Origin of the sequence: Burkholderia sp. MSMB0856 (assembly GCF_001524645.2) — a bacterium.
GTDB lineage: Bacteria > Pseudomonadota > Gammaproteobacteria > Burkholderiales > Burkholderiaceae > Burkholderia > Burkholderia diffusa.
The window spans coordinates 843,998-870,358 of the sequence record NZ_CP013428.1; the positions used below are offsets into that span (position 1 = coordinate 843,998).

The 26,361-nt window shown below is 69.0% G+C and carries 23 protein-coding genes; 9 read left to right on the forward strand and 14 right to left on the reverse strand.

The annotated features are described in order from the left end of the window. The first annotated feature begins 190 nt into the window (after positions 1–190). The 3 genes from WS87_RS21485 to WS87_RS21495 all read left to right on the forward strand — a co-directional run bounded on the left by WS87_RS21485 (position 191) and on the right by WS87_RS21495 (position 4,302). The gene (locus tag WS87_RS21485; protein ID WP_059819636.1) at positions 191–2,797 is read left to right on the forward strand and encodes a circularly permuted type 2 ATP-grasp protein; all 2,607 of its coding nucleotides are present in this window, start codon (positions 191–193) and stop codon (positions 2,795–2,797) included. After that, positions 2,791–3,840 (forward strand): transglutaminase family protein, encoded by a 1,050-nt coding sequence (locus tag WS87_RS21490; protein ID WP_059818897.1) that lies wholly within the window; start codon positions 2,791–2,793, stop codon positions 3,838–3,840. Before WS87_RS21485 ends, WS87_RS21490 begins: the two co-directional genes overlap by 7 nt. A 189-nt stretch (positions 3,841–4,029) precedes the next feature. Next, positions 4,030–4,302 carry a hypothetical protein gene (locus WS87_RS21495; protein ID WP_059525674.1) on the forward strand — a complete coding sequence of 91 codons (273 nt, stop codon included), beginning with the start codon at positions 4,030–4,032 and terminating at the stop codon, positions 4,300–4,302. Positions 4,303–4,360: 58 nt separating this feature from the next. Here the strand turns inward: WS87_RS21495 and pip are convergent, their stop codons facing one another. Next, the gene (pip, locus tag WS87_RS21500) at positions 4,361–5,293 is read right to left on the reverse strand and encodes a prolyl aminopeptidase (RefSeq protein WP_059524980.1); all 933 of its coding nucleotides are present in this window, start codon (positions 5,291–5,293) and stop codon (positions 4,361–4,363) included. Between the two features lie 152 nt (positions 5,294–5,445). Further along, the gene (locus WS87_RS33715; RefSeq protein WP_156437134.1) at positions 5,446–5,613 is read right to left on the reverse strand and encodes a hypothetical protein; all 168 of its coding nucleotides are present in this window, start codon (positions 5,611–5,613) and stop codon (positions 5,446–5,448) included. Positions 5,614–5,648: 35 nt separating this feature from the next. Between WS87_RS33715 and WS87_RS21505 the strand changes: the two genes are divergently transcribed. Further along, on the forward strand, positions 5,649–6,800 hold the full coding sequence (locus WS87_RS21505) for an acyltransferase family protein (RefSeq protein ID WP_059818898.1): 1,152 nt from the start codon (positions 5,649–5,651) through the stop codon (positions 6,798–6,800). A 28-nt stretch (positions 6,801–6,828) separates the two neighbouring features. Here the strand turns inward: WS87_RS21505 and WS87_RS21510 are convergent, their stop codons facing one another. The 8 genes from WS87_RS21510 to WS87_RS21545 form a co-directional block, all read right to left on the reverse strand. Then, positions 6,829–7,650 carry a hypothetical protein gene (locus WS87_RS21510; RefSeq protein WP_059819637.1) on the reverse strand — a complete coding sequence of 274 codons (822 nt, stop codon included), beginning with the start codon at positions 7,648–7,650 and terminating at the stop codon, positions 6,829–6,831. A 164-nt stretch (positions 7,651–7,814) separates the two neighbouring features. After that, a complete protein-coding gene (locus WS87_RS21515) occupies positions 7,815–8,879 on the reverse strand; it encodes a 2-aminoethylphosphonate aminotransferase (protein ID WP_059818899.1) in 1,065 nt (354 codons plus the stop codon). Beyond that, complete coding sequence (aepY, locus tag WS87_RS21520) at positions 8,879–10,060, reverse strand: phosphonopyruvate decarboxylase (protein ID WP_059524987.1); 1,182 nt, start codon at positions 10,058–10,060, stop codon at positions 8,879–8,881. The genes WS87_RS21515 and aepY overlap by 1 nt, the downstream gene beginning before the upstream one ends. After that, positions 10,057–11,745, reverse strand: a complete 1,689-nt coding sequence (gene aepX / locus WS87_RS21525; RefSeq protein WP_059818900.1) for a phosphoenolpyruvate mutase — start codon at positions 11,743–11,745, stop codon at positions 10,057–10,059. The genes aepY and aepX overlap by 4 nt, the downstream gene beginning before the upstream one ends. Continuing rightward, a complete protein-coding gene (locus tag WS87_RS21530; RefSeq protein ID WP_059524991.1) occupies positions 11,742–12,509 on the reverse strand; it encodes a phosphocholine cytidylyltransferase family protein in 768 nt (255 codons plus the stop codon). Before WS87_RS21530 ends, aepX begins: the two co-directional genes overlap by 4 nt. A 36-nt stretch (positions 12,510–12,545) precedes the next feature. After that, the gene (locus WS87_RS21535; protein WP_059818901.1) at positions 12,546–13,547 is read right to left on the reverse strand and encodes an HpnL family protein; all 1,002 of its coding nucleotides are present in this window, start codon (positions 13,545–13,547) and stop codon (positions 12,546–12,548) included. Then, a complete protein-coding gene (locus tag WS87_RS21540) occupies positions 13,544–14,353 on the reverse strand; it encodes a HalD/BesD family halogenase (RefSeq protein ID WP_059818902.1) in 810 nt (269 codons plus the stop codon). The genes WS87_RS21535 and WS87_RS21540 overlap by 4 nt, the downstream gene beginning before the upstream one ends. Beyond that, positions 14,350–15,030 carry a CDP-alcohol phosphatidyltransferase family protein gene (locus WS87_RS21545; RefSeq protein ID WP_059524997.1) on the reverse strand — a complete coding sequence of 227 codons (681 nt, stop codon included), beginning with the start codon at positions 15,028–15,030 and terminating at the stop codon, positions 14,350–14,352. Before WS87_RS21545 ends, WS87_RS21540 begins: the two co-directional genes overlap by 4 nt. A gap of 644 nt (positions 15,031–15,674) precedes the next feature. Between WS87_RS21545 and WS87_RS21550 the strand changes: the two genes are divergently transcribed. Beyond that, positions 15,675–17,189: an acetyl-CoA hydrolase/transferase family protein gene (locus WS87_RS21550; protein ID WP_059524999.1), complete on the forward strand. Its 1,515-nt coding sequence runs from the start codon at positions 15,675–15,677 to the stop codon at positions 17,187–17,189. A gap of 37 nt (positions 17,190–17,226) precedes the next feature. On the opposite strand, the gene WS87_RS21555 is transcribed toward WS87_RS21550, so the two are convergent. Continuing rightward, a complete protein-coding gene (locus tag WS87_RS21555) occupies positions 17,227–18,708 on the reverse strand; it encodes a DHA2 family efflux MFS transporter permease subunit (RefSeq protein WP_107938190.1) in 1,482 nt (493 codons plus the stop codon). Between the two features lie 188 nt (positions 18,709–18,896). On the opposite strand from WS87_RS21555, the gene WS87_RS21560 reads away from it, so the two are divergent. Continuing rightward, positions 18,897–19,337, forward strand: coding sequence for a MarR family winged helix-turn-helix transcriptional regulator (locus WS87_RS21560; RefSeq protein WP_059818904.1), 441 nt, complete (start codon positions 18,897–18,899; stop codon positions 19,335–19,337). A 111-nt stretch (positions 19,338–19,448) separates the two neighbouring features. Beyond that, positions 19,449–19,874 carry a helix-turn-helix domain-containing protein gene (locus WS87_RS21565; protein ID WP_059818905.1) on the forward strand — a complete coding sequence of 142 codons (426 nt, stop codon included), beginning with the start codon at positions 19,449–19,451 and terminating at the stop codon, positions 19,872–19,874. Between the two features lie 87 nt (positions 19,875–19,961). Here the strand turns inward: WS87_RS21565 and WS87_RS21570 are convergent, their stop codons facing one another. Then, positions 19,962–20,840, reverse strand: a complete 879-nt coding sequence (locus WS87_RS21570; protein ID WP_059818906.1) for a helix-hairpin-helix domain-containing protein — start codon at positions 20,838–20,840, stop codon at positions 19,962–19,964. 186 nt (positions 20,841–21,026) lie between these two features. Continuing rightward, positions 21,027–22,580, reverse strand: coding sequence for a sigma-70 family RNA polymerase sigma factor (locus WS87_RS21575; protein ID WP_059818907.1), 1,554 nt, complete (start codon positions 22,578–22,580; stop codon positions 21,027–21,029). A 309-nt stretch (positions 22,581–22,889) separates the two neighbouring features. Between WS87_RS21575 and WS87_RS21580 the strand changes: the two genes are divergently transcribed. Both WS87_RS21580 and WS87_RS21585 read left to right on the forward strand, forming a co-directional pair. Further along, positions 22,890–23,315 (forward strand): hypothetical protein, encoded by a 426-nt coding sequence (locus WS87_RS21580; RefSeq protein ID WP_082750647.1) that lies wholly within the window; start codon positions 22,890–22,892, stop codon positions 23,313–23,315. A gap of 33 nt (positions 23,316–23,348) precedes the next feature. Continuing rightward, positions 23,349–24,161: an SH3 domain-containing protein gene (locus WS87_RS21585; RefSeq protein WP_059818908.1), complete on the forward strand. Its 813-nt coding sequence runs from the start codon at positions 23,349–23,351 to the stop codon at positions 24,159–24,161. 116 nt (positions 24,162–24,277) lie between these two features. Here WS87_RS21585 and ilvD read toward each other — a convergent pair whose 3' ends face one another. Beyond that, complete coding sequence (gene ilvD / locus WS87_RS21590) at positions 24,278–26,137, reverse strand: dihydroxy-acid dehydratase (RefSeq protein ID WP_059525009.1); 1,860 nt, start codon at positions 26,135–26,137, stop codon at positions 24,278–24,280. Positions 26,138–26,361 lie beyond the last annotated feature (224 nt).

The following is a 26,361-nucleotide window of genomic DNA, read 5'->3' on the forward strand; positions in this document are numbered from 1 at the left end:
CGGACGACGATGCGCGGTTCGCGACCTCCCGGCGCGCCGGCCGGAGTGCTAGGATGCGGGCAGAACGCGGCCGCCCGCCGCGTCCGCCGTGCCCGGCCGCCGGTGCGGCGGCGCGCGGGTGCGCTCGCCCCCTGACGACGGAACGATATCGACCGTGCCGCCCATTCACCCCGACGATCTCGCCGACGCGATGCCCACGCTCTTCGATACCGGCGCGCAGCCGGATGCCGCGGAACTGGCCGCCGCGCTCGCGGCGCCGGCCGCGGCCGGCCGCTACGACGAACTGCGCGGCAGCGCCGCCGGCCTCACCGCGCCGCTGCTCGCGCCTGCATGGCGCAGCTTCTTCACGTCGATCGGCAGCGACGGCGTGGCCGACCTCGACCGCCGCGCCGATGCGCTGCAGCGCCGCATGCGCGAGAACGGCCTGTTCTATCAGCTCCACGAACAACGCGCGGGCGACGGCGCGGCCGGCCCGTGGTCGCTCGACCTGCTGCCGCTGATCGTCACGCCCGAGGACTGGGTCGCGATCGAGCGCGGCGTGCTGCAACGCGTGCGGCTGCTCAACGCGACGATGGCCGACCTGTACGGGCCGCAGACGATCCTGCAGCGCGGGCTGCTGCCGCCCGCGCTCGTGACCGGGCATCCGGGCTACCTGCGCGCGATGCGCGGCGCACGCGTGCCGGGCGATACGTGGCTGCACGTCGTCGCGTTCGACCTCGCGCGCGGCCCCGACGGGCAATGGCGGATCGTCGCGCAGCACACGCAGGGCCCGTCCGGGCTCGGCTATCTGCTCGAGAACCGGCTGATCGTGTCGCGGCTCTTTCCGCGCGGCTTCCGCGGGCTGCGCGTGCAGCGGCTCGCGTCCGCGTACCGGTCGCTGCTGCAGAGCATGCAGGCGCTCAGCCCGGCCGCCAGGAATTCGCGGATCGTGCTGTTGACGCCGGGGCCGCACAGCGCCACGTATTTCGAGCACGCGTATCTCGCGCGCTACCTCGGCCTCACGCTCGTCGAGGGCGGCGACCTGACCGCGCGTGACAACCGCGTATTCCTGAAGACTTTGCGCGGGCTCGAACCCGTGCACGGCATCCTGCGGCGCGTCGACGACGCGTGGCTCGATCCGCTCGAACTGCGGCCCGATTCGCTGCTCGGCGTGCCGGGGCTGTTGCAGGCCGTGCGCGCCGGCAACGTGCTACTCGCGAATGCGCCCGGCTCCGGCTTCCTCGAATCGCCGGGCATGCTCGGTTTCATGCCGCGCCTCGCGGAAGGGCTGCTCGGCGAAACGCTGACGTTGCCCGCCGTGCATTCGTGGTGGTGCGGCGAGGCGGCGGCATGCGACGACGCGCTGGCGCAGCTCGCGCGCTGCATCGTGAAGCCGTCGTATCCGCCCGACGCGCAGGCCGGCGGCGCGTTCGACCCGGTGATCGGCGCGCGGCTCACGCCGGCGCAGCTGGCCGAATGGCGTGCGCGAATCCTGGCCCGGCCCGAGCATTACACGGTGCAGGCCGACCTGCCGCTGTCGCAGGCGCCGACCTGGCCGGGGCCCGACGCGCCCGACGGCTCCGGCGGCGCGCGCATCGTGCCGAAGCCGCTGCTGCTGCGCGTGTTCGCGCTCGCCGATGGCGCGCAACGCTGGCGGCTCCTGCCCGGCGGGCTGTCGCGGGTCGGCACGCGCGATACGCTGTTCAACGCGCCGATGCCGCGCGGCGGCAGCACCGTCGATACGTGGGTGATGACCGAAGGCATCGTCGATTCGACGACGCTGCTGCAGACCCGTCTCGGCCCCGACGATCTGGTCGAGCGCCCGCGCGCGATCGCGAGCCGCGCGGCCGAGAACCTGTTCTGGCTCGGCCGCTACACCGAGCGCGCGACCAACCTGATGCGTCTCGCGCGCGCCGCGCTGGAGCGGCTGCGCGGCGAGGACGACGTCGACAGTCCCGCGCATCTGGAATTGATCGACACGCTATGCCGCGACACCGGGCTGATCGCGCCCGACGCACCGAACGCCGTCGATGCGCCGCGCGCGTTCCAGCACGCGCTCGCGACGTCGCTGACGCGCGGCGCGGACCGTACGTCGGGCATCGCGTCGTGCCTGTTCGGGATGCGCGCGGCCGCCGCCGCGATCCGCGAGCGGCTGTCGAGCGATCAGTGGCGGCTGATCGACGACGCGACGCAACTGTTCGCCGACAGCGCCGATCATCCGGAAGCCGAGGAGCAGATCGGCAACGAGGCGCTGCAGCTGCTCGAGCGGCTGGGGCTGCTGCTCGGCGCGATCACCGGCGCGCAGACCGACAACATGACGCGCGACGACGGCTGGCGACTGCTGTCGATCGGCCGGCAGATCGACCGGTTGGACTTCCTGTGCAGCGTGCTGAAGTTCGCGTTCGACGATGGCGCCGTGCATCGGCAGGACGGCTTCGAACTCGTGCTGGAACTGTTCGACAGCACGATCACATTCCGCTCGCGGTTCCAGCGCGGTTTCGACGTCGCGCCGCTGCTGTCGCTCGTGGTGCTCGACACCGACAATCCGCGCTCGCTCGGCTGGGTCGTGCAGGCGCTGCGCGGCCGGCTGACGAAGGTCGAGCGCAGCGAGGGCTATGCGCTGTCCGAACTGGCCGAGACGATTCCGGACGTGCCCGCGTGGTCGCTGCACGAGCTGTGCGAAACCGGCGACGACGGCCGGCACGACAAGCTGCTCGATGCGCTCGACGCGACCGTGAAGGCCGTGTGGGAGCTGTCGAACCGGATCGGCGAGCGCTATTTCAGCCACGTGCGCGAGGCGGGCAGGACGCTATGGTGACGACGAAACACGCGGCGAAGACGCCGCCTGCGACCGGTTCCGGCAGCGCGAAGGAGGCGGCCACGCCCACCGCACCCGCAACGCCGGCGGCCGTCGCGGCCGGCCGCGTGCTGCGCGTCACGCACGACACCGAATACCGCTACGCCGCCCGCGTCGAATCCGCCCAGCACCAGGCGCGGCTGCAGCCGCTCGCGACACCTCGCCAGCAGGTGCTGTCGTTCGCGCTCGACATCGAGCCCGCGCCGGAAGCGGTCTGCACCGAGATCGACGCGTTCGGCAATGCGCGCGCATCGTTCGCGCTGAACCAGCCTCACGACGCGCTGCTCGTGCGCAGCCGCAGCACGGTGCGCGTGAGCCCGCCCGTCTGGTCGCAGGGCGCACGCGGCGCGCCGCCGCCCGCGATCGCGCATCCCGACGCCGAACATGCAACGGCATGGGAAGCCGTGCGCGACCGCTTGCGGTTTCGTGCCGGGCAGCCGTACGACGCGGCGAGCGAGTTCGTGTTCGCGTCGCCGCACGTCGCGTGCGATCCCGAACTGGCCGCGTATGCGGCCGCCAGCTTCACGCCGCGGCGGCCGCTCGTGCAGGCCGCGTGGGACCTGATGCGGCGGATTCACGCCGACTTCGCGTATACGCCGAACAGCACCGACATCACGACGACGGCGCTCGATGCGTTGCGATTGCGCAAGGGCGTCTGCCAGGATTTCGCGCACGTGATGATCGGCGCGCTGCGCTCGCTCGGGCTCGCCGCGCGCTACGTGAGCGGTTATCTGCTGACGCAGCCGCCGCCTGGACAGCCGCGGCTGATCGGCGCAGATGCGTCGCATGCATGGGTCGACGTCTACGACCCGGCGTGGCCCGAAGACGGCGGCTGGCTGCAGCTTGATCCGACCAACGACCGCGCACCGGGCGACGACTACGTGATGCTGTCGATCGGCCGCGACTACGCGGACGTGACGCCGCTGCGCGGCGTGATCCGCGGCGGCGGCGCGGATCAGGAGCTGAAGGTCGGCGTGACGGTCGAGCCGCTCGATACGCCGTAAGTCACGCGGCATGGTCGCGCCGGCGCCGCGCGCGTCGGCCGTTTAAGTCTTCGTTAATTCTGCCCGCCTAGCATGGTGATGCCGACGAACGGACCGGATCCGGGTCCGGCGCCGGCGGCACGCACGGGTGCGTCGACGTCACGGCGCCGCGCCGTCGCGCGTGGCCATTTCATTGCAACGGCGGCAGACATGATCAAGAACTTCGACTACCCGCTCGGTAACGAGACGATCGCGCTCTGCGCGAGCTTCGGCGCGGGCCCCGCATTCCGTCGCGTGCTCGTGAGCCGCGCGGATTCGATGGAGACGCTCGTGGTGCTCGATGCGCGCGGCCTGTCGGGCCTGCTGAAGGTCGCGACCGAGCAGCCCGAAGGATTGCTCGACGATGCGATCCGCAAGGTCGGCGACGAACAGCTCGTCGAGCGCGCGATCAGCGGCCGGACGATCGTCGAAGCCGCGCTTTGAGCGGGCGGCGCGTGCAGGCCGGCATGGCCGGCTGCAACGCGCCGCCTGGCGTTGCGGCTTACGCGGCGAACCGGTCCGTCGCGGCGAGCAGTGCCTTCAGGATGCCCGGTTCGTTGTACGCATGCCCGGCGTCCGGCACGATCTCGAACGTCGCGTCGGGCCATGCCTTCGCGAGGTCCCACGCGGTGCGCGCGGGCGTCGCGATGTCGTAGCGGCCTTGCACGATCACACCCGGAATGCCGGCGAGGCGATGCGCGTCGCGCAGCAACTGGCCTTCATCGACGAAACCGCGGTTCACGAAGTAGTGGTTTTCGATTCGCGCGAACGCGAGCGCGTAGTGGCCGTCCGCAAAGTGCGCGGCCAGCGCCGGATCGGGCAGCAGCGTGATCGTGCGGCCTTCCCAGATGCTCCATGCGCGCGCGGCTTCGAGCTTCGCGGCTTCGTCGTCGCCCGTCAGCCGGCGATGGTATGCGGCCATCAGGTCGCCGCGCTCGGCTTCCGGGATCGGCGCGAGGAATTCCTCCCACAGGTCCGGGAACAGCCACGACGCGCCTTCCTGGTAGTACCACAGCAACTCCGCGCGGCGCATCGTGAAGATGCCGCGCACGACGAGCGCGCTCACGCGCCGCGGGTGCGTTTCCGCGTAGGCGAGGCCGAGCGCGCTGCCCCACGAGCCGCCGAACACGAGCCATTGTTCCGCGCCCACCATCTCGCGCAGCCGCTCGATGTCGGCCACCAGGTCCCAGGTCGTGTTGTTGTCGAGGCTCGCGTGCGGCGTCGAACGTCCGCAGCCGCGCTGGTCGAACAGCAGGATGTCGTAGCGCTCGGGATCGAACAGGCGGCGATGGTCGGGGCTGCAGCCCGCACCCGGGCCGCCGTGCAGGAACACCGCCGGCTTGCCGGACGGGTTGCCGCAGCGCTCCCAGTAGATGCGGTGGCCGTCGCCGGTGTCGAGGTGGCCATGGGCGTAGGGTTCGATCGGTGGGTACACGGGCAGGCTCCGGGTGAGGGTCGGCAGGAGGGCGGATGAGGCACGGGCCGATGTGCGATCGGAATACCGCGGCGCCGGTATCGCAGATATTGCGGCGCCGCAAAATTCGTTGTGTCTGCATCGGACCGGCCGCCGCCGGACAAGGCTTGTCATTATGCCCATTCATTCCGCCCGCCGTGCGGCGGTCGGCACCGGGCGTGCGGCGCGGCCATTTCGGCCGACAGGCGCACCGAAATTTTTTGAAGCAATTTCGTTCCGATATTTTTCAGACAAAATCCCGGCGACATATCGGCGAGCCGGTCGCGGGCGCCGGCCTTCATACCGTTCCTCCACCGTGCCAACGGGAAACGAGCCGATGAACCATCGCGTCAAGCAGCTGACCGGGTTGCGCGCCGTCGCGGTCACGATGGTCGTCGTCGGCCATGCGGAGCACGTGCTGCCAGGCGGCTACACGGGCTGGTTCGCGCCGCTGCGGCTGATCGCCGACGGCCGGCTCGGCGTGCTGATCTTCTTCGTCCTCAGCGGCTTCCTGATCACCAACGTGCTGCGCGCGGAATTCGCGCGCACTGGCGGGATCGCGCTGACGTCGTTCTACGTGCGCCGTGCGTTGCGGATCTGGCCGGCCTGCTACGTGTATCTCGCGACCGTCGGCGTGCTCGCCATCGCCGGCTGGCTCGACGTCGATCGCCGGCAGTGGCTGTATGCGGCGCTGCATCTGTGGAATTACTCGGCGTGGTTCGGGCTGACCGGCGACAACACGCTGCATCCGGCCGGCGCGTGGTATCTCGGCCATTTCTGGTCGCTCGCGCTCGAGGAGCAGTTCTACTGGTTCTGGCCGCTGCTGTTCGTGTACGGCGCTCGCCGTCGCGGCACGCGCTGGCTGGCCGCGCTGATCCTCATCGTGCCGCTGGTGCGCGCGCTCACGTATTTCGTCGCACCGGCGCTGCGCGGGCAACTCGGGATGATGTTGCATACGGGCGTCGATCCGATCCTGATCGGCTGCTACGCGGCGCTCAACCGCGAACGGCTCGAAGCATGGATCCGCTCGTGGCGCGGCGAGACGCGCATCGTGACGGCGCTCGTCCTCATCGTGCTGTTCGGGATGCCCGTTGCCGAACATCGGCTCGGTGGCTTCTGGAATGCAACCTACGGCGTGACGCTCGAGGCCGCGTTGATCGCGATCCTGATCGTCGTGCTGAATTTCCGCAGCGAGTTCTGGTGCGCGCGGTGGCTGCGCGCCGCGCCGGTCGTGTTCGTCGGCACGATCTCGTTCAGCCTGTATCTGTGGCAGCAGCCGTTCGCGAATCCTGAGCTGGCGGTTCCGCACGCGTTCCCGCTCGGGATCGTGTGGGCGCTGCTGGCCGCGACGGCGAGCTATTTCCTCGTCGAGAAGCCGTTCCTGCGGTTGAAGGATCGCTACGCCGCGCGCGAGGCGCGACGCATGCGCGACGATGCGCTGCGGATGCCGGTGCCGACCGATGCGATCGGGCCGAAGGTGGTGGAGTAGGCGGACGGGGCGAGACCTGGCTGCCGCCTCACTTGAAACGCTTCAGGGCCTCGGACGAATACCAGAACGTCCGGAACATATCGAGCCCGTACGACTTGCCGTCGTATTTGACGACCGTGCGCGCGATTCGCTTGCCCGTCTCCGAGTAGTTGCCGTCTGCGCGCTTCGTCTGCGTGACGTGTGCGGTGATCGACAGGTCGGCGAAGCCGTGGCTCGACGCTGGCTCGACGGCGATCGTCATTTTCGCATCTTCGCTTTGCGCGTTGCCCGTGCCGGCGCCGCACGCGTCACCTTCGACGCTGACCCAGCCGTACAGGTTGGTGCCGAACACCGGGCGGATGCGGTTGCCTTCGCGTATCCACAGCGTCAACTCTTCGCTGGCGGCGGCATCGGGGCAGCTTGGCCCGCGCGCGCTGCTCGTGAACACGACGCCGAACGCGCGCACGTCCGGCGACAGCCGGTACGGCGCGGTGTCGATGCGATAGCTGTTCGGGCCGACTTCCGTGCCGGCATCCTCCTCGACGATCGACCGCTCCGCTGCCACGACCTTGCCGCCCTCGACGAGCGCGACGACCTGAAGCTTGCTGCTGTCGTCGGGGTGCTGGCTCTTGGGCAGCGAATCGAATGCGGCGGCCGCGATTGTCGTCTTCGGCGCGTTCGGCATGACCTTGCACGCCGATGCGACGACGAGCCGGCTCGTGTCGCGCGGGGCGAGGCGTGCGCTCGCGATGCCGGCCCAGCGGGCGACCGCGACGACGGTGGCGTCGTCACAGGCCTGGTCGTCGGCGGCATGAACGGCCGGGGCGGCGGCGAGCGCGAGCAGCGGCAAAAGGCGAAGGTGTGTCGTCATGGTCATGATCGAAAATGCTGCGCGGGTTTCCGGGGAGGGCGCTGCCGGCCCGAAGCCCGCTTTCCGTGCTGCCCGATCGCACGCCGTTGTTCGGCGAAGGACGGGCATCGCGTGGCACAAATGAAAAAGGCCCTTTGCGGGCCTTTCGTCGACTAAGGGCGGCGTTACTGCGTCAATGCCGTAAAACCGTCCAGCAGTCGATCGACATCAGCCGCTTCGATCGCGCCCATCGTCGAGATGCGGAACAACTCCTTCGACAACCCGCCTTGCCCCGCGTAGATGACGAAGCCGCGCGCCTTCAGGCCATCGTGCAGCGTCTCGTACGTGACGCCCTGCGGCAGCCGGTACGCGCGCAGCACGACCGACGATGCGCCTTCGGGCAGCACGAGCGGCATCCCGCGCGCGGCGAGCCCGGCTTGCGCCTGATCCGCGAGCGCCTTGTAGTGCGCATGGCGCGCACGCCAGCCACCGGCTTCGTCGAACTCGCGCAGCGCTTCGACGAGCGCGTAATACGCGTGCACGGACGGCGTGAACGGCGTATTGCGCTGGTCCTGAAGCTTCGCGAGGCGACCGAGATCGAGGTAATACGTGCGGCTCGCGGCCTTCGCAAGCGCGCTACGGCGCACGATCACGAACGCCGCGCCCGGCACGCCGTGCAGGCACTTGTTCGCGGTCGCGGCGACCGCGTCGATCGTGCCGCCGGCGAAGTCGATCGCTTCGGCGCCGAAGCTGCTGACGCCGTCGACGAGCATTTTCACGCCGCGCGCGCGGCACACGTCGGCGATCGCGCCGAGGTCGTTCAGCCGGCCGGTCGTCGTTTCGTGATGAATCACCGCGACGTGCGAATAACCGCCCGCGTCGAGACGCTCGGCAATCTTCGCGAGATCGGGCGCCTGCATCCATTCGTGCTTCAGCACGTCGTGTGCGATTCCGTACTGCGTCGCGATCTGCGTGATGCGCTCGCCGTACACGCCGTTCTCGATCACGAGCAGCTTGCCGTCCCGCGGCACGAGCGCCGCGATCATGCTTTCGACGGCGGCGGTGCCCGAGCCGGTCATCAGCACGGCGGCCCATTCGGCCGGATCGAGCTCGTACGCGGCGACGAGGCGCGCACGCGCTTCATCCTGCAGATCGAAGAATTCGCTTTCGCGATGGCACAGGTCGGGTTGCAGCAGGCTGCGGCGCACGCGTTCGGTCAGCGTTACCGGGCCGGGATTCAGCAGCAGCATCAATGAGCTCCTTCGGCATGGGCTTCAGCCTGCGCGGCGCCGATATGCCGCATCAGGCGGGTCTTGACCTCGACCGGCGTGACGGTCGGGCGGGGCAGGCCGTCGGGCACGCCCGTGCGGATCGCCACGCGCACGAACTGCGCACCGTCGGCTTGCGTCGCGAGCGTCGCATCGAGCACGTCGAGCGTATCGCCTTCGACGGCCGATGCGTAGCCGCATGCGGCCGCGACGCCCGCGAACGACACATGCCGCGACACGGTCGCCTGACCGCCGGTCGATTCGTGCGCGCCGTTGTCGAGCAGCACGTGCGTGAGGTTGGACGGACCGTAGGTGCCGAGTGTCGCGAACACGCCCATCCGCATCAGCGCGGCGCCGTCGCCGTCGACGGCCACCACGCGCAGGTCGGGGCGCGCGAGCGCGAGACCCAGCGCGAGCGGCGTCACGCAGCCCATCGAGCCGACCATGTACAGCTGGTTCGGGCGGTCGTCGATGGCATAGAGTTCGCGGCCGCAGAAGCCGGTCGACGCGAGCACGACGGTCGAATCGACCGGCGTGTGCGCGATCACGCGCTGCAGCGCGTCGTGGCGGGTCGGCCACGCGGCGGGCGCTTCGGCGCGTGCCGCCGACTGCGCGGCGACGTGCGCGCGCGGCGCCGCCGCCGGGTTCGCCTTCAGTTCATACGGCGCGACGCTGCCTTTCTGCATCACGAGCGCGTACGGGCGGCCCGTTGCGTCCATGTGCGCGATCGCGCGATCGAGTGCCGGGCCGACCTGTTCGGGGTCGGTCGGAAACGTCTCCCACGGGATCTCCATCGTGTCGAGCATCGCGGGCGTGATCGGCCCCATCAGCGCATGCTGCGGCTCGTCGGCCACGCCCGGCTGGCCGCGCCACGTGACGATCAGCAGCTGCGGCAGCCGGAACGTCCAGGTCAGCGACGTGAGCGGGCTCACCGCGTTGCCGAGCCCCGAGTTCTGCATCATCGCGATCCCGCGCTTGCCGCCGAGCGTGGCGCCCGCGATCAGCGCGACCGCGTCGCCTTCGTTGGCCGCCGACAGGTAATGCAGCGTCGGGTCCTGCAGCACGTAGTTGATGAACGGCGTCAGGTACGAGCAGGGCACGCCCGCGTACCAGTCGAAGCCGCGTTCGCGCGCGGCCTCGACGAACTGGGCCGCTTCGATCATTGCGCGCCCCCGTTGCCGGCGCCCGGCTCCGACAGCGGCGTCTGGCCGTGCGCGAAGTCGCCCGCGCGGCGGAAGTCTTCGAGATCGTTGACGCCGCGCCAGTGGCCGTGCACGTACTGCACCTCGATCTTCTCGCCGGCGGCGATCAGTTCGTTGAGCAGGGACGGGATGTCGAGCGTGTCGAAATCGGGGCGCGCCTGCAGCCTCGCGAGCATCGCCTTCAGGCGATCGACGCCGGCGCCGCGCACGTTCAGCAGACCGATCCAGCGGCCGTGCGGCGTGCCGGCGGCGGCGACGTCGCTCGATACACGTTGCAGATACGTCTTCTGGCCGAACAGGCCGCGATCGTCCGCGGCCGAGCAGAGCGCGAAGTCGCGCACGCTTTGGTTGGTCTCCGTGAGCGACGAATCGACGACGACGCTGAACTCGGCCTCGCTCTCCGCCAGGTCGCGCAGGATGTAGCTGCGGAACAGCAGGTCGCCGTACGAGATCACGGTGTCGCCGGTCAGGCGTTCGGCCGCGCATGCGAGCGACGTGAGTTCGCCCGTCTGCGCATGGCGCTCGTTGACGACGAGCTTGATGCCCGACGTGTCGATCGCGTCGGCGCGATAGCCGCCGACCACGGTGATGTCGTTCACGCCATGCTTCTTGAAGCCATCGACGAGCCAGCGCAGGAGCGGCTTGCCGGCGACCGGCAGCATGACCTTGGGCTTGTCTTCGGTGACGGCCTCGAGCCCCTTGCCGCGGCTCGCGGCGAGCACGATCGCGGCGTTCGACGCGCGCGACGACGACGACAGGTAGATACGCTCGGCCGCCGAGTATTCGTCGGCGTCCTGCAGGCGGAAGATTTCGTTGACCGACGCGACGCGATCCTCGACGTTGATCAGCGTCTGGTTTTCGTGGATTTCGCGTGCGACGGACTGCATCGCCGATGCCGACGCACGGATCAGATGGTTCGCCCAGATCACGGTGCTGATGCCGGCCTGGCGGAACACGTCGGTCGGCGTGCTGTAGTACTTGGTCGGCACGATCACGAGCGGCGCGCGGCCGCTCCATTCGCGCGCGAACTGCAGGATCTCGTCCGGGCGCGACAGCTTGCTGTGAATCAGGATCGCGTCGGCACCGGCTTCCGCATACGCGTTCGCGCGGCGCAGCGCCTCGTCCATCCCCCAGCCCGCGATCAGCGCCTCGACGCGCGCGACGATCGAGAAGTCGGGATCGCTCTGCGAATCCTTGCCGGCCTTGATCTTGCCGCAGAACTCGTCGATCTCGGCGAGCGGCTGGCGCTCGCCGTCGATGAAGCTGTTCGTCTTCGGGAACTGCTTGTCCTCGATGCACACGCCGGCGATGCCGCGCTGCTCGAGCTTCTTCACGAGGCGGCGCACGTTGTTGAAGTTGCCGTAGCCGGTGTCGCCGTCGAGCAGGATCGGCAGATCGCTCGCGTCGGCCATGAACTCGAGCACGTCGACGACCTGGGTCCAGCTCGCTTCGTTGTTGTCGCGCACGCCGAACTGCGCGGAGATCGCGAGGCCCGATGCCCAGATGCCCTTGAAGCCGGCTTCGCGGACGATCCGTGCCGACAGGCCGTTGTGCGCTTCCATCAGGAATTCGAGGTCGCTGCTGACGAGCATGCGGCGCAGGCGTGCGCTGCGCGATTCGGAGAAGTTGGGTTCGCGTGCGTTCATCGTGCGGCTCCTGCAGTCGTGCGTTGAATCAGGGGAAGAATTTCTTGCGTGGCGCGTGCGACGTCGTTCGGGAAGTCGATCTCGATCCACGGCGAGCCCGTGACGTCGGCGACGTCGAACGAATGGCCGCCTTCGAGCAGCAGGTCGCGCACGGCTTCCTCGTGCGGCATGTTCGCGCGGCCGCTGTCGACGTAGCCCGCGACGATCGTCGCGAGGCGGCGCGCGGTGCCTTCGGTGAAGCGGAAGAAGCCGACCGACTCGCCGATCGTGTCGTATTCGAGGTCGACCGCGAGCTGCTTGCGCAGCTCGACCGGCACGCCGTTCTTCAGGCACAGCTTGACGGGCTCGTCGCCGGCCTCGAAGTCGCGATCGATCAGCAGGCGGTCCACCGATTTGTCCGGATCGGCGACCAGCGCGTGCAGGATGTTCTCGTCGTACAGCACGTCCGCGTCCATCAGCAGCACGTCGCCGCCGCGCGTCATCGCATCGGCGACGGTGTGCACGGTCAGCACGCTGCCGAGGTCGTAGCGCTCGTTCACCACGATCTCGGCGCTGCGGCCGAGGCGCTCGAGTTCCTGCTCGACCTTCCCGGCCTGGAAGCCGAGCCCGAGCACGATTTCATCGACGCCGGCGGCGTCGAGCACGCGCAGATGGCGCTCGAGCAGCGACACGTCGTCGAAGCGCAGTAGGCACTTCGGGAATTGCGCCTCGGGCGGTTGTTGCAGGCGCAAGCCGAGGCCTGCCGCAAGAATGATGGCTCGCATGGGTTCTCCAACCAAAAAGCCGGCGGATCTGAACGATCAGTCGGCGATGGGCTGCGGCGCGCGGCGCCGCTGCCAGTTTCTTTCACTGAAATGCAGATAGAGCAGGCCGGGCAGGCCGAGCGCGAGTTCGCGCGCGCGCTTCGCGAGCGACAGCGCGAGCGCCGCGTCGGGCGGCAGGCCGACCAGCGGCGCGAGCAGCAGGTAACCGCCTTCCTGTGCGCCGAGCGAGCCCGGGATCGCGAATGCCGCACCGCGAATCGCCTGGCCGACGCTCTCGAGCAGCAGCGCGTCGAGCCAGCTGACCGGGTGCCCGAGGAAGTGCAGCGCGAGCCACACTTCGGCGGTGCCGACGATCCAGCCGGCGAGGCTCAATGCGAAGGTTTTCGCGACCTTCGCGCGATCGCGGTACAGCGCGCCGACGGCGTCGTCGATCGCGTCCGCGCGCGTCGCCAGCGACGACCAGTCGCGCGGGCCGAGCAGCTTCGACGCGAGACGCAGTCCGCGGCCGAACAGCCCGCGCCGCTGCGCCACGTAGAACGCGACGGCGAGAGCGCCGAGCACGCCGGTGGCGATCAGCGCCGGCGTGCGCAGGTGAGCGACGGACTCGTGCGTCGCATACAGGCTGAACGCGGCGATGCCGATCAGCGCGAACGCCATCTGCGCGAGCGCCTGCATGGTCGTGCTGACGGTGACCGCGGCGGCTGCATCGGCCATCCGCGTGCCGCGCTGCGCGAGGTGGCGCACCATCAGCACCGGGCCGCCGATCTGCCCGGCGGGCAGCAGGCTGTTCACCGATTCGCCGACCCAGCGCGCGCGCAGCGCGTTGCCGAGCTCGGCGCCCGGCTGGCCGCGGCGGAACATCGCCGAGATCGCCAGCGCGTCGATCACGAGCGGTACGACGTGGAATGCGGCGACGAGCGCGAGGCCCCAGCCGGCCGCGAGAAACGTCGACGCGACCGCGCCGACGCCCTGCCACGCGAGCAGGGCGACGAAGAGTGCCGTTCCGAGGGACAGCAGGATCAGGCCGGCGCGTGTCATGACCCGGTCGACCGTCGCGTGGCCAGCTGCTTGAACACCTGGCGGAAACCGAAATACGCGATTGCGTCCTTCATGTTCGAGATGAAGCGCTTCCACGGCCGCATGCCGGGGTTGGTCACGTATTCGAAGGTGAGCGACACGCGCGTCTCGTTCTGGCCGAGCGGCGTGACGCGATGCCGCAGCTTGTCGCCGTCGAACAGCACGATCCCGCCGTCGGCGATCTGCACGGAGCCCGGCGCGTCGGGCACGTCCGGATTGCGCGTATGCAGTTCGTAGTCGAGCCGGCACGACGAATCGTCGATCACGCCGATCAGCAGCGTGTAGCGGCGGCCGTCGTAGTACGACGTGTCGTAATGCCAGCCGATGTGGTCGCCCGGCTTCGTGTAGTAGTACAGCGCGTACGCGTGCGGATCGTCGTCCGGCGACAGCATCAGCTTGTCGCCGGTGATCTTCTCGAGGAAGCCGATCAGCGCCTTCGACCGGTACAGCTCGGCGATGTACGGCGCCTGTTCGTCGATCGTGTGCCGGCTCACGCTGCCGCCCTGCTTGTGGCCGGGCAGGTAATTGCGGTTCAGGCCGGCCTGCATCGCGCGCGCGGCGGCCGCGAGCTTCGCGTGCGCGTCGGCCGGCAGGAAGGCGTCGAGGTACAGGAACGACCCCTGGCGCGTGTAGTCGCCGCGCAGGCGGTCGAGATCGAGACGGCCGACGCAGTTGGCCACGGTGCGATCGGGATCGGCCGCTGCCGCGCGCGCAGGCGCGGGGCGTGCCGGGCTCAGCACGGAGTCGTCGCGCGTGCTAGGAGTCATTTGGAAGCCTGGATTTCGGTTGAATTCTGTGGGGCGCCGCTTCGCCGAACGATGCGCCACCAGTCGATCACGACCCACGCGGCGAACAGCGGGGCGCCGATCGACGCCGCGAGCAGGAACGGCTGGACGCCGTCGACGAGCGTCACGATCGGCAGCAGGTAGAGCACGTCTTCCGTCTCGAAGCCGCCGGCGAACGCCTGCTTGGTGCCGGCCTTGCCGGCGATCGATTCGATCCGCATGCGCAGGAAGAAGATCAGCGCGACGGCCGCGCCGGCCACCGCGCCGAGCAGCACCGGCGATGCGGCCATCTGGCCGCCCTGGGCGACGATGCCGACGCCCATGCTGACGAACAGCGCGACCGTCACGAGCGCGTCGGCCGCGAGGTCGTAAAAGTGACCGATCTTGCTGGACTTGCCGCTGATGCGCGCGAGTTCGCCGTCGGTGTGATCGACGAAGTTCGACAGCACGATCAGGAATGCGCCCGCGTTGCTCCAGCCGAAGCCGCCGTGCGCAAGGCACCAGGCGCCGGCGAGGCCGATCAGCAGACGAAGAGTGGTGAGGTGATTCGGGGTAACGGGCGTGTCGATCAGCGGTCGGACGAGCGAGCGCGCGAGCCGAGCATCCCAGGTGCGCGGCAGGGGCGGTTCGGAGCGTGTAGCGGTTTTTCTTTGGTCCATCGGCGAAATATATACGGAATTGTAATTTGTTGCTTTTTCTTCGACCAATGTCCTGACATACGGGAGTGTTACCGCGCATTCCGGGCATCGGCCGATTGCAAACCGGATGCGCGAAACGGCGTTCGCGCAGGCGGACCCTGTCTGATCCAGTGTGGTTCGCCTCACGCCGCTGTCAAGGGCGGACGGGCCTTGACAGCGGGCCTGGCGGCGATTCGCGCGCGTCGATGCGTTGACGTGCATCAGGCCCGCAACCGCCGCGGCGGGCGACAATCGGCCGCGGCGATCGCCGATTGGCCATCGCATGCGGATTCTTCGCGGTGATGCGACTAATCCGGAAAGGTATCGGTCGATTCATGTTCAGCCGTTCGTAATTTTCGCGCGGAAAACTGGCGGTCCGCTTTCGCGCACCTTTCGGATGCATGCGCTTGCGGCCACCGCGGGCTGTCACAGAACTGTCGTTCGATACCCGGTGCATTCAGCAAGAATCTTTTGCATCCAGCGGACATTTCGCGGCAATGGCCTCTGCGATACTCCGACCGTGCCCGTGGTGCCGGGCCGCCCATCGCGGCCCCAAGGGCTTCGCGTCGCTCAGGAGACACCCCCCCGCGACGTCAACGACAGACCAAAGCGTCAGATATACAGCCATGTCTTCTTCACGCATCCTCGCTCCCGCCCTGCGTTCGCTCGTCCGCACCGCCGACGAAGCCGCCGCGCTGATCCGCCCCGGCATGACCGTCGCCATGAGCGGCTTCACCGGATCCGGCTATCCGAAGGCCGTGCCCGCCGCGCTCGCCGCCCACATCGACGCGGCCCACGCGCGCGGCGAGGACTTCCGGATCAACGTGCTGACGGGCGCATCGACCGCGCCGGAACTCGACGGCGCGCTCGCCCGCACCGACGGCATCTCGATGCGCCTGCCGTACCAGTCCGACCCGACGCTGCGCGACAAGATCAACGCCGGTGAAGTCGACTACCAGGACGTCCACCTGAGCCACGTCGCGCAATACGCATGGTTCGGGCTGTACGGCGAGCTTGACGTCGCGATCGTCGAAGTCGCGGGCATCCGCGAGGACGGGCTGTTGATTCCGTCCGCGTCGATCGGCAACAACAAGACGTGGCTCGAGCAGGCCAAGCACGTGATCCTCGAAGTCAACGCGCGCCAGCCGCTCGGTCTCGACGGGATGCACGACGTCTATTACGGCACCGCGCTGCCGCCGCACCGCAAGCCGATTCCGCTGACGAAAAGCGACGACCGGATCGGCGAGCCGTACCTGCGCTGCCCGGCGGAGAAGATCGTCGCGATCGTCGAGACCGACGCGCCGGATCGCAGCAACGCGTTCTCCGCGCCGGACGCCACGTCGAAGCAGATCGCGCTGCAGCTGATCGACTTCCTGCGCCATGAAGTGAAGCGCGGCCGCCTGCCGGAAAACCTGCTGCCGCTGCAGTCGGGCGTCGGCAACATCACGAACGCGGTGCTCGCGGAACTGAGCTCGGCCGGCTTCTCGAACCTGACTGCTTATACCGAAGTGATCCAGGACGGCATGCTCGACCTGCTCGACGACGGCACGCTGAGCTTCGCGTCGGCCACGGCGCTGTCGCTGAGCCCGGCCGCCGTGCAGCGCTTCGCCGACGAGATCGCGACGTTCCGCGAAAAGATCCTGCTGCGCCCGCAGGAGATCAGCAACCATCCGGAACTCGTGCGCCGCCTCGGCTGCATCGCGATGAACGGGATGATCGAGGCCGACATCTACGGCAACGTGAACTCGACGCACGTGATGGGCACGAAGATCCAGAACGGCATCGGCGGCTCGGGCGACTTCGCGCGCAACGGCTACCTGTCGTGCTTCATGTCGGCCAGCACCGCGAAGGGCGGCGCGATCTCGCGGATCGTGCCGATGGCGAGCCACGTCGACCATACTGAGCACGACGTCGCGGTGGTCGTCACCGAGCAGGGGCTCGCCGATCTGCGCGGCCTGTCGCCGAAGCAGCGCGCGCGCAAGATCATCGCGACCTGCGCGCATCCCGACTACCGGCCGATGCTTGAGGACTACTTCGAGCGCGCGTCGCGCGAGAGCTTCGGCAAGCACACGCCGCACCTGCTCGCCGAGGCGTTGTCGTGGCACGAGCGTTACGTGCGCACCGGGACGATGAAGGCCTGACGTTGCGGCCCGCGGCGGGCATGCGCCCGTCGCATCGTCAATCCATCGCCGCGTGCGCGACGTCGACGCTCGCCGTTTTCTGCGGCGGGCGGATGAGCAGCAACAGCGGGATCATCAGCAGCGTCGCGACGAACATCAGCTTGAAGTCGTTCAGGTAGGCGATCATCGCGGCCTGCTGGTTGATCGTGCGGTCGAGCAGCGCGATGTCGACGTGGCTGCCGGCCATTGCCTGCACGGCCGGGTCGAACGGCGTGATGTGGGTCGCGAGGTCGGCATGCGCGACCTGCGTGTTGCGCGTCATCAGCGTCTGCACGATCGAGATGCCGATACTGCTGCCGATGTTGCGCATCAGGCTGTAGGTGGCCGTGCCGTCCGCGCGCAGCTCCGGCTGCAGCGTCGAGAACGACAGCGCGCTCAGCGGCACGAACACGAGGCCCAGCCCGAAGCCCTGGACCACGCCGGGCCACACGATGTCCGCCTCGGACAGCACGATCGTGTACTGCATCATTTGCCACAGCGCGAGCGCGGAAATCGCCAGCCCGGCGAACAACAGCGCCCGCGCATCCACGTATTTCAACAAGCGCCCGACGAACAGCATCGCGATCATCGTGCCGGCGCCGCTCGGCGCGGTGACGAGGCCCGTCGTCGCGACCGGATAGCCCATCAGGTTCTGCAGCATCGGCGGCAACAGCGCGCGCGTCGCGTACAGCACCGCGCCGACGACGAAGATGAACAGCGTGCCGGTCGCGAAGTTCGGGTCGCGCAGCAGCTCCGACTTGAAGAACGACGCCTTGCCGACGGTTGCCGTATGCACGAGGAAGAACGCGAAGCTCAGGGCCGCGACGAGCGCCTCGATGCGGATTTCATACGAGCCGAACCAGTCGAGCTGTTCGCCGCGGTCGAGCATTGCCTGGAACGCGCCGATCGCGAGCGCGAGCGTCGCGAAGCCGAACGCGTCGAATTTGACGTGCGGACGCGGCGCGCGCGCGGGCAGGAAGGTCAGCACGCCGGCCAGCGCGAACGCGCCGATCGGCACGTTGATGAAGAATACCCAGCGCCAGTTGTAGCTGTCGGTGAGCCAGCCGCCGAGCGTCGGGCCGAGGATCGGGCCGACCATCACGCCCATCCCCCAGATCGCCATCGCCTGGCCCTGTTTCTCGCGTGGATTGATGTCGAGCAGGATCGACTGCGACAGCGGCACCAGCGCGGCGCCGAACACGCCCTGCAGCAGCCGCGCGCCGACGATCTGCACGAGCGACTCGGACAGCCCGCACAGCGCGGACGCGATCGTGAAGCCCGCGATCGAGATCGTCAGCAGCCGCTTCATGCTGAGGCGGTCGGACAGCCAGCCGGTCAGCGGCGTCGCGATCGCCGCGGCGACGATGTAGGAGGTCAGCACCCAGGTGATTTCGTCCTGCGATGCGGACAGCGTGCCCTGCATGTGGGGCAGTGCGACGTTCGCGATCGTGCTGTCGAGGGTCTGGATCAGCGTCGCGAGCATGATCGACAGGGTCATCATCGGGCGGTTGAGGGCGGGCAATGAGGCGGGGGCGTCGTCGGCGGTGGGGTTCAAGCGAGTGTCTCCGTGGGGCGGTCGCCGTGGGCGGCGATCCGGTATGGCTCGAATTATAAGCATGCTTATTATGTTCGTGCTCATCGCCTGGCCCGAGCCCCGGGTGATTCGCGGCCTGCCCCTATAATCGCCGCATGGACAAGACTTACGAGAACCGGATCGGCTACCTGATTTCCGACGTGGCCCGCCTGCAAGGACGCCTGTTCGACCGGCGCGCGAAGCGCATCGGACTGACGCGCGCGCAGAGCCGCGTGCTCGCGTACCTGACGTGGAAGGGCGAGATGAATCAGGCGCGGCTCGCGGAATGGCTCGAGATCACGCCGATCTCGCTGACGCGGCTGCTCGACCGGATGGAAGTTTGCGGATGGATCGAACGCATCGCGAACGACGACGATCGCCGCGCGTTCGTGATCCGGCTGACCGACAAGTCACGCGACATCTTTCCGCAGATGCTGGAGGTGGGCGACACGGTCACCGACGACGGGTTGCGCGGCTTCACGCGCGACGAGCGCGACACGCTCGTGCGTCTGCTCGGGCGCGTGCGCCACAACCTGATCGACAGCGGCGGCGAATGAACGCGGTGCGCGGCGCCCAACGACCCGGTGCCGGCGGTTCATGGGGTTCGAGGCTTGTATCGAAGAAGTCGAGCGGCTATCTTGCGACTTCAAGTTCACTTGAGATCGAGCATGAGCCGTCTGGACATTGCCGAAGTCGCGCGCCGCTCGGGCTTGCCCGCGTCGACGCTGCGCTACTACGAGGAAAAGGGATTGATCGTGCCGAACGGCCGTCACGGGCTGCGGCGCCAGTACGACGAGTCGGTGCTGGAGCGTCTTGCGCTGATCGCGCTCGGCCGTGAGGCCGGCTTTTCGCTGGACGACATCCTCGCGATGTTCGGCGCGGATGGCCGACCCGCGATCGATCGCGCGAAGCTCGACGACAAGGCCGACGAACTCGACCGTACGATCCGCCGTCTCGGCGCGGTGCGCGACGCGTTGCGGCACGCGGCCGCCTGCCCGGCGCCGAGTCATCTCGAGTGTCCGTCGTTCCGCAAGCTGCTGCGCATCGCGGCGCACCGACATCCGGCGCGCCGCACGAAGACGGAAGGCGCGTAAGCGGTCAGGCGGTCCGGTTTGCCGAAGCGTGGACGCTCGAGCGTGACACGGGGCGGCCGCATCGCCACGGCTGGCGCCACGAGCGCCTCATCCCGCGTAATACACGCGGCATTCCATCTCGCGTCCGCGCACGATGCGCTTGCCGACGAGCGAGCCGAGCGTTTCGGTGACGACGGTCCGCTGGTTCTCGCATTGCAACGCATCATAGAAGTAGAGCGCGACCCAGTCCGCGGTGCGCCCCGACTCTTGCGGGCGCGCGGGATACGGGCACAGCGCGGTGAAATGCCAGCCGCCTTTCGTCATGTGCATCACGGGCGGCTGAATGCTCACATCCGCGTTCAGCCGGCGTGACACGAGCGTGGGCAGGATGCCGGCGGCGGCCTTGTTGCGGTACAGGCGGTCGATGTACAGCAGCAGTTCGACGGGCGGCTCGGTGCCGAGGCTGGCGTCGCGTGCGTGGCCTTGCCAGCGCCGGCGCCGGCTCAGCACGTCGTCGAGCGCCGCGCGGATGCCGGCCGCGCGCCGCGGGCCGACGCCCGGAATCGCCTCGAGCTGGCCGCTGCGGGCCGCGCGTTCGAGATCCTCGAGCGTATCGATGTGCAATTGGTCGTGAATCCGCAGCGCGAGCGCGTGGCCGATGCCCGGCACGGCTTCGAATGCGGATGCGCGCTCCGCGTCGCCGCGCAGCCGGTCGAGCAGCCGCCAGCGTCCGGTCACCAGCAGTTCGGCGATCGCCTCCGCGACGCCCGTGCCGACCTCGGGCAGTGCGTCGAGCGCATCGACGCCGCCCGCGTCGAACCGCGTGCGGATACCGTCTTCGAGCGACTCGATCGTATCGGCCGATGCGCGGTAGGCGGCAACCCGATAAGGATTCGCGCCCTGGTCGGCAAGCAACTGCGCGGCCTCGCGCAGGCAGGCCGCGATCTGCCGGTTTTCCTCGTGTGTTTGGCCGATAGTCGTTTGCATGTGCGGAGCCCGGAGATGTGCAAACGGAATGGACACGGCGCGCAACGCCCCGGTCCACCTCTTATTTCAGCACATTGTCACGGCAAGCGACGAGCAAAAATTGATGTGCGTCAACGGCAAACGTTGCACGGGCGGGACCGGTCCCGCGCGCGTTCGTGCCGGCGTGCAGCACGAGCGCGCGACCCGTTACGCGTCGAGGAACGACTGCGCGCCCTCGGCCTCCGCGGCCATGCGCAGCGTGGCGAGCGCGCGCTTCTCGATCTGCCGCACGCGTTCGCGCGACATCCCCGCGTCCTGCGCGATCGCATCGTAGGTGTCGGGCTCGGCGCCGCCGAGGCCGAATCGCCGGCGCAGCACGTCGGCCTCGGCCGGCGTGACCGAGCGCAGCAGCGACGTCACGCATTCGCGCATGCGCGTGTCGGCCAGACGCTCGAACGGGCTCGCCGATGCCTGGTCCTCGAGCAGGTCGACGAGGCCGGTATCCGCGTCGGGCAGCGGCGTGTCGAGCGACAGCGGCTCGGCAGGCAGCGCGAGCACGGCGCGCAGCTTGTCCTCCGCGAGCCCGGTCTCGGCCGCGAGTTCGGCCGGCGTCGCGCGGCGGCCCGTGCGCTGGCGAAAGCGCAGCGCATGGCGTTGCACGCGCTGGTACTGGTCGCCGACGTGCACGGGCACGCGGATCGTGCGCGAGCGGTCGGCCACCGCGCGCGCGACCGCCTGCCGGATCCACCAGGTCGCGTAGGTCGAGAACTTGAAGCCGCGCCGGTATTCGAACTTCTCGATCGCGCGCATCAGGCCGAGGCAGCCGTCCTGCACGAGATCCGGCAGGTCGACGCCGCGGTTCATGTACTTGCGCGCGATCGACAGCACGAGGCGCAGGTTCGCCTCGAGCATCGCGCGCGTACCGTCGCGCACTTTTTGCTGGCCGTCGCTCAGCGCGGCGCCGAGCGCGCGCCGCGCGACCGGATCGAAGCACGCGGCATCGGCGCCCGCGGTGGCGTCCGCTCCGGCTTCGACCGGGGCGATAGCGAGCGCGCGTACGACGCGGCTCGCTTCGTCGACGGCCGGTGCAACCCATGCGAGCGAACCGAGCAGCGCGGCCAGGCGGTTACGCGCGTCGCGGTACTCGGCCGAGCGGCAGCCCTGCGCATGCAATGCGTCGCGCACGGTCGCAACCGCGCCTTGAAGCGTGTCGTAGCGCGCAGGCGCCTGCACGTCATTGCCGCCGTCGTCGCCTTCGTCGGTGGCCGCGGCGGTTGCACGCGTTGCGGCATGGCGCGCGAGCAGTGCCTCGACGGCCGCCGGACAGCCGGCGAGCGCGTGCAGGATCTGATGGCGGCCCGTCTCGATCTCGCGGGCAAGCACGATTTCGTCCTCGCGCTTGAGCAGCGGCACCGCATGGATGCGCCGCATGTAGAGGGCGAGCGGATCGGTCGATGCACCGGTGCCGCGCGCGAGATCGCCAAGCAGCGCGCGGCCCTCGTCGAGGGCGTCGCGATCGACGTCGACCGGTGCCGCGCCCGTGAACGGCGCCGGCGCGGCGGGCTCGTCGAGCACGGCGATGCCGATGTCCGCGAGCGCGGCGCGCACGACGTCCAGCGCGTCGGGGCTGTCGCTTTCCGGCGGCAGCGCGTCGACGAGGTCGGCGTGCGTCAGATAACCCTGTTCGCCGGCGAGCGCCAGCAGCTGGATGATCGGATCGAGGGGCGTGTCCGCCCGAAGCGTGGGGCGTGGCGTAGTCATGTCGATGGCGGCGCGAGCCGCGCTCCTGTCTGGGCGGGCCGAAGTCCGCGGGTTTCAGGCTCCCGGGGGCCGCGAACACCCGTCCGCGCCGGCCAGCCTGATTCGATATTCAACTTGAGGGCATTTGCGCCAACTTCAACGCCGGCGTGGCTGACGCGCGAGCATGCGGCATGCCCGCGCGGTCGCGCCCCGTTCTTGTTGCCGCGAAACAAAAAGTAACGGATCAAACCCGCAGAAATATGCGGGGGACGTAAGCTAGAGTCAGGCGCGCGCCACGCGGCGACGCACCGATTCCCTGCGGAGCCTCGAATGAACCCGATTCCCGCCGCGCGGCCTGCCGTCATGGCGCTGGCCATGTTCGCGCTGAGCGGCTGTTATTACACCAGCCCATACGGCTATGCACCGTATTACGCACCCGTGCCTGCCACGGTGTCGCAGCGAGAGATCCCGGTGGCGCCGGCAACCGCCGCACCGGTCGCGCCGTCGACGCCCGCGGTGCCGCCGCCGGCAGACGATTACGCCTACGTACCGGCCCCGGTATATGTCGCGCCGGCCTATGTGCCTTACCCGGCCTACTATCCCGCGTACTACCCGGGCTGGTATGGGCCGCCCGTCACGATCGGCCTCGGTTTCTGGGGGCATTGGGGCGGCGGCTACCGGGGCGGATACTGGCACCGTCCGTGGGGCGGCGGTCACTGGGGAGGCGGGCATGGGGGCGGGGGCCATCGACACTGACCGACGCGCGGTGGCACCGCGCGGGAGAGCATCATGAGCAACACGATCATCCGAAGTTTGTGCGTCGTCCTGTTCGGCATCGCCGCGGTGCCGGGCATCGCCGACGCCCAAAGCAGCGCCTACACGAACTCGCCGGCCGAAATCTATGCGGGGCCGGCACCCGATTATCCGGTCGTCGCGCAGGTTCCGCCCGGCACCGCGCTGGACGTGTTCGGCTGCCTGAGCGACTACTCGTGGTGCGACGTCGCGCTGCCGGGCGTGCGCGGCTGGATCGACGCGGAGCAGCTCGACTATCCGTATCAAGGCAATTACGTGCCGTTGCTCGAATACGGCGCGATCATCGGCGTGCCGGTGACCGGCTTCGCGATCGGCGCGTACTGGGACCGCTACTACCGCCATCGGCCGTGGTTTCACGATCGCGACCGCTGGGAGCGTCGTGCCGAGCCGCGCGTCGGTCCCGGCGGGATGCCGCCCGCTTACGGACACCCGCAGCCGGGCGGGCCGAACCAGCGCGCGCCGGGCGGTGGGGCGCCCGAGCGGCATGATGCACGGCCGTCGGCCACGCGCGGTGGCTGGAACGGCCCGAACCGCGCGCCGGCGCCACAGGCCGCACCCGCGCCTGCGCCGATGCCCGGCGCCCGTCAGCCGCAGCCGCAGCCGCAGCAGCCGGCGCAGCAGCCCGCGCCCAACGGTGGTGCGGCCCGGATGATGGCGCCGCCGACGTATCAGGGCGGCGGCGGTTACGGCGCACGGCCGCAAGGCGGTGGAAACAGCGGCGGGAACCGCGGCGGTGGGAACCACGGCGGCGGTGGAGGCGGATGGGGCACCGACGAGTTCCGTCATTGATCGACTGACGACGCCGGTGCCACGGCTTCGGGCCGGCGCCGGACGAAAAAAAGCCGCTCCGAGGAGCGGCTTCCGAATCACGCAGGCCGGCCGTTCGCGCGGCCCGTCGTCCGGTGTCAGTCGTCGAGCAGCGACAGGTCGCGCACGGCGCCCTTGTCGGCCGACATCACCAGCTTCGCATAGGCCTTCAGCGCCGCGGACACCTTGCGCGGGCGCGGTTGCGCCGGCTTCCAGCCCTTCGCGTTCTGCTCTTCGCGGCGACGCGCGAGTTCCTCATCCGACACCAGCACGTCGATCGTACGGTTCGGGATGTCGATGCGGATCCGGTCGCCGTCGCGCACGAGGCCGATCGCGCCGCCCGCTGCCGCTTCCGGCGAGCAGTGACCGATCGACAGGCCCGACGTGCCGCCCGAGAAGCGGCCGTCCGTCAGCAGCGCGCATGCCTTGCCGAGGCCCTTCGACTTGATGTAGCTCGTCGGGTACAGCATTTCCTGCATGCCGGGGCCGCCCTTCGGGCCTTCGTAGCGCACGATCACCACGTCGCCGGCCTTGACCTTGTCGTTCAGGATGTTCTCGACCGCTTCGTCCTGCGATTCGGTCACGTGCGCCGAGCCCTCGAACACGAGGATGCTTTCGTCGACGCCGGCCGTCTTCACCACGCAGCCGTCGAGCGCGATGTTGCCGGTCAGCACGGCCAGGCCGCCTTCCTTCGAGAATGCATGCTCGTACGAGCGGATGCAGCCTTCGGCGCGGTCGAGGTCGAGGCTCGGCCAGCGCGTGTCCTGGCTGAACGCGACCTGCGTCGGGATCCCGGCCGGGCCGGCCAGGTAGAACGTGCGGACCGCTTCGTCTTCCGTACGGACGATGTCCCACTGGTCGAGCGCATCCTTCAGCGTCGGCGCGTGCACGGTCGGCACGTCGGTGTGCAGCTTGCCGGCGCGGTCGAGCTCGCCGAGGATCGCCATGATGCCGCCCGCGCGGTGCACGTCCTCGATGTGGTACTTGTTCGTGTTCGGCGCGACCTTGCACAGCTGCGGCACGATGCGCGACAGGCGATCGATGTCCTTCATCGTGAAGTCGATGCCGGCTTCCTGCGCGATCGCCAGCAGGTGCAGGATCGTGTTGGTCGAACCGCCCATCGCGATGTCGAGCGTCATCGCGTTCTCGAACGCCTTGAAGCCGACCGAGCGCGGCAGCACGCGCATGTCGTCCTGCTCGTAGTGCTGGCGGGTCAGTTCGACGATGCGGCGGCCGGCGCGCTTGAACAGCTGCTCGCGATCCGCGTGCGTTGCGACGACCGTGCCGTTGCCGGGCAGCGACAGGCCGAGCGCCTCGGTCAGGCAGTTCATCGAGTTCGCGGTGAACATGCCCGAGCACGAACCGCAGGTCGGGCAGGCCGAGCGCTCGACTTCGGCGACGTCGGCATCCGAATACGACTGGTCGGCCGCGATCACCATCGCGTCGACGAGGTCGAGTTTCTTCAATTCGACGGTCTTGGTGACCGGGTTCGCGAGGCGCGTCTTGCCGGCTTCCATCGGGCCGCCCGACACGAAGATCACCGGGATGTTGAGGCGCATCGCGGCCATCAGCATCCCCGGCGTGATCTTGTCGCAGTTCGAGATGCACACCATCGCGTCCGCGCAGTGCGCGTTCACCATGTACTCCACCGAGTCGGCGATGATGTCGCGGCTCGGCAGCGAATAGAGCATGCCGTCATGGCCCATCGCGATGCCGTCGTCGACCGCGATCGTGTTGAATTCCTTCGCGACGCCGCCAGCGGCCTCGATCTCGCGCGCGACGAGCTGGCCGAGATCCTTCAGGTGCACGTGCCCGGGCACGAACTGCGTGAACGAGTTGACGACCGCGATGATCGGCTTCGAGAAATCGTCGTCTTTCATGCCGGTGGCGCGCCACAGCGAGCGCGCACCTGCCATGTTGCGGCCGGCGGTGGAGGTTTTGGAACGGTATGTGGGCATGGTGATGGCTGAAGAATTATCGCGAAAAAGGGTGGAGGCACGGGAATGGAGGCCTCTCGCGCGCCCGTGCGAACAACCTCTTGAGCTGCGCCCTGGGCAAACCCGTCGATTATCCCACAGCCGCCGGGCATGCGGCCGCCCGCGGGCGCCGGGCGAGCGGGCGCCGGATTGGACGCCTGGATGCGGGCACGGGACACGCCGGTCGAACCGGACGGCGGCTTCAT

Excerpts from the sequence above, each read along its gene's own strand:
- WS87_RS21485 (WP_059819636.1), top strand. The coding sequence starts at position 191 with ATGCCCACGCTCTTCGATACCGGCGCGCAGCCGGATGCCGCGGAACTG.
- WS87_RS21490 (WP_059818897.1), top strand. The coding sequence starts at position 2,791 with ATGGTGACGACGAAACACGCGGCGAAGACGCCGCCTGCGACCGGTTCC.
- WS87_RS21495 (WP_059525674.1), top strand. The coding sequence starts at position 4,030 with ATGATCAAGAACTTCGACTACCCGCTCGGTAACGAGACGATCGCGCTC.
- WS87_RS33715 (WP_156437134.1), bottom strand. The coding sequence starts at position 5,613 with ATGAAGGCCGGCGCCCGCGACCGGCTCGCCGATATGTCGCCGGGATTT.
- WS87_RS21505 (WP_059818898.1), top strand. The coding sequence starts at position 5,649 with ATGAACCATCGCGTCAAGCAGCTGACCGGGTTGCGCGCCGTCGCGGTC.
- WS87_RS21510 (WP_059819637.1), bottom strand. The coding sequence starts at position 7,650 with ATGACGACACACCTTCGCCTTTTGCCGCTGCTCGCGCTCGCCGCCGCC.
- WS87_RS21515 (WP_059818899.1), bottom strand. The coding sequence starts at position 8,879 with ATGCTGCTGCTGAATCCCGGCCCGGTAACGCTGACCGAACGCGTGCGC.
- aepY (WP_059524987.1), bottom strand. The coding sequence starts at position 10,060 with ATGATCGAAGCGGCCCAGTTCGTCGAGGCCGCGCGCGAACGCGGCTTC.
- aepX (WP_059818900.1), bottom strand. The coding sequence starts at position 11,745 with ATGAACGCACGCGAACCCAACTTCTCCGAATCGCGCAGCGCACGCCTG.
- WS87_RS21530 (WP_059524991.1), bottom strand. The coding sequence starts at position 12,509 with ATGCGAGCCATCATTCTTGCGGCAGGCCTCGGCTTGCGCCTGCAACAA.
- WS87_RS21535 (WP_059818901.1), bottom strand. The coding sequence starts at position 13,547 with ATGACACGCGCCGGCCTGATCCTGCTGTCCCTCGGAACGGCACTCTTC.
- WS87_RS21540 (WP_059818902.1), bottom strand. The coding sequence starts at position 14,353 with ATGACTCCTAGCACGCGCGACGACTCCGTGCTGAGCCCGGCACGCCCC.
- WS87_RS21545 (WP_059524997.1), bottom strand. The coding sequence starts at position 15,030 with ATGGACCAAAGAAAAACCGCTACACGCTCCGAACCGCCCCTGCCGCGC.
- WS87_RS21550 (WP_059524999.1), top strand. The coding sequence starts at position 15,675 with ATGTCTTCTTCACGCATCCTCGCTCCCGCCCTGCGTTCGCTCGTCCGC.
- WS87_RS21555 (WP_107938190.1), bottom strand. The coding sequence starts at position 18,708 with ATGATGACCCTGTCGATCATGCTCGCGACGCTGATCCAGACCCTCGAC.
- WS87_RS21560 (WP_059818904.1), top strand. The coding sequence starts at position 18,897 with ATGGACAAGACTTACGAGAACCGGATCGGCTACCTGATTTCCGACGTG.
- WS87_RS21565 (WP_059818905.1), top strand. The coding sequence starts at position 19,449 with ATGAGCCGTCTGGACATTGCCGAAGTCGCGCGCCGCTCGGGCTTGCCC.
- WS87_RS21570 (WP_059818906.1), bottom strand. The coding sequence starts at position 20,840 with ATGCAAACGACTATCGGCCAAACACACGAGGAAAACCGGCAGATCGCG.
- WS87_RS21575 (WP_059818907.1), bottom strand. The coding sequence starts at position 22,580 with ATGACTACGCCACGCCCCACGCTTCGGGCGGACACGCCCCTCGATCCG.
- WS87_RS21580 (WP_082750647.1), top strand. The coding sequence starts at position 22,890 with ATGAACCCGATTCCCGCCGCGCGGCCTGCCGTCATGGCGCTGGCCATG.
- WS87_RS21585 (WP_059818908.1), top strand. The coding sequence starts at position 23,349 with ATGAGCAACACGATCATCCGAAGTTTGTGCGTCGTCCTGTTCGGCATC.
- ilvD (WP_059525009.1), bottom strand. The coding sequence starts at position 26,137 with ATGCCCACATACCGTTCCAAAACCTCCACCGCCGGCCGCAACATGGCA.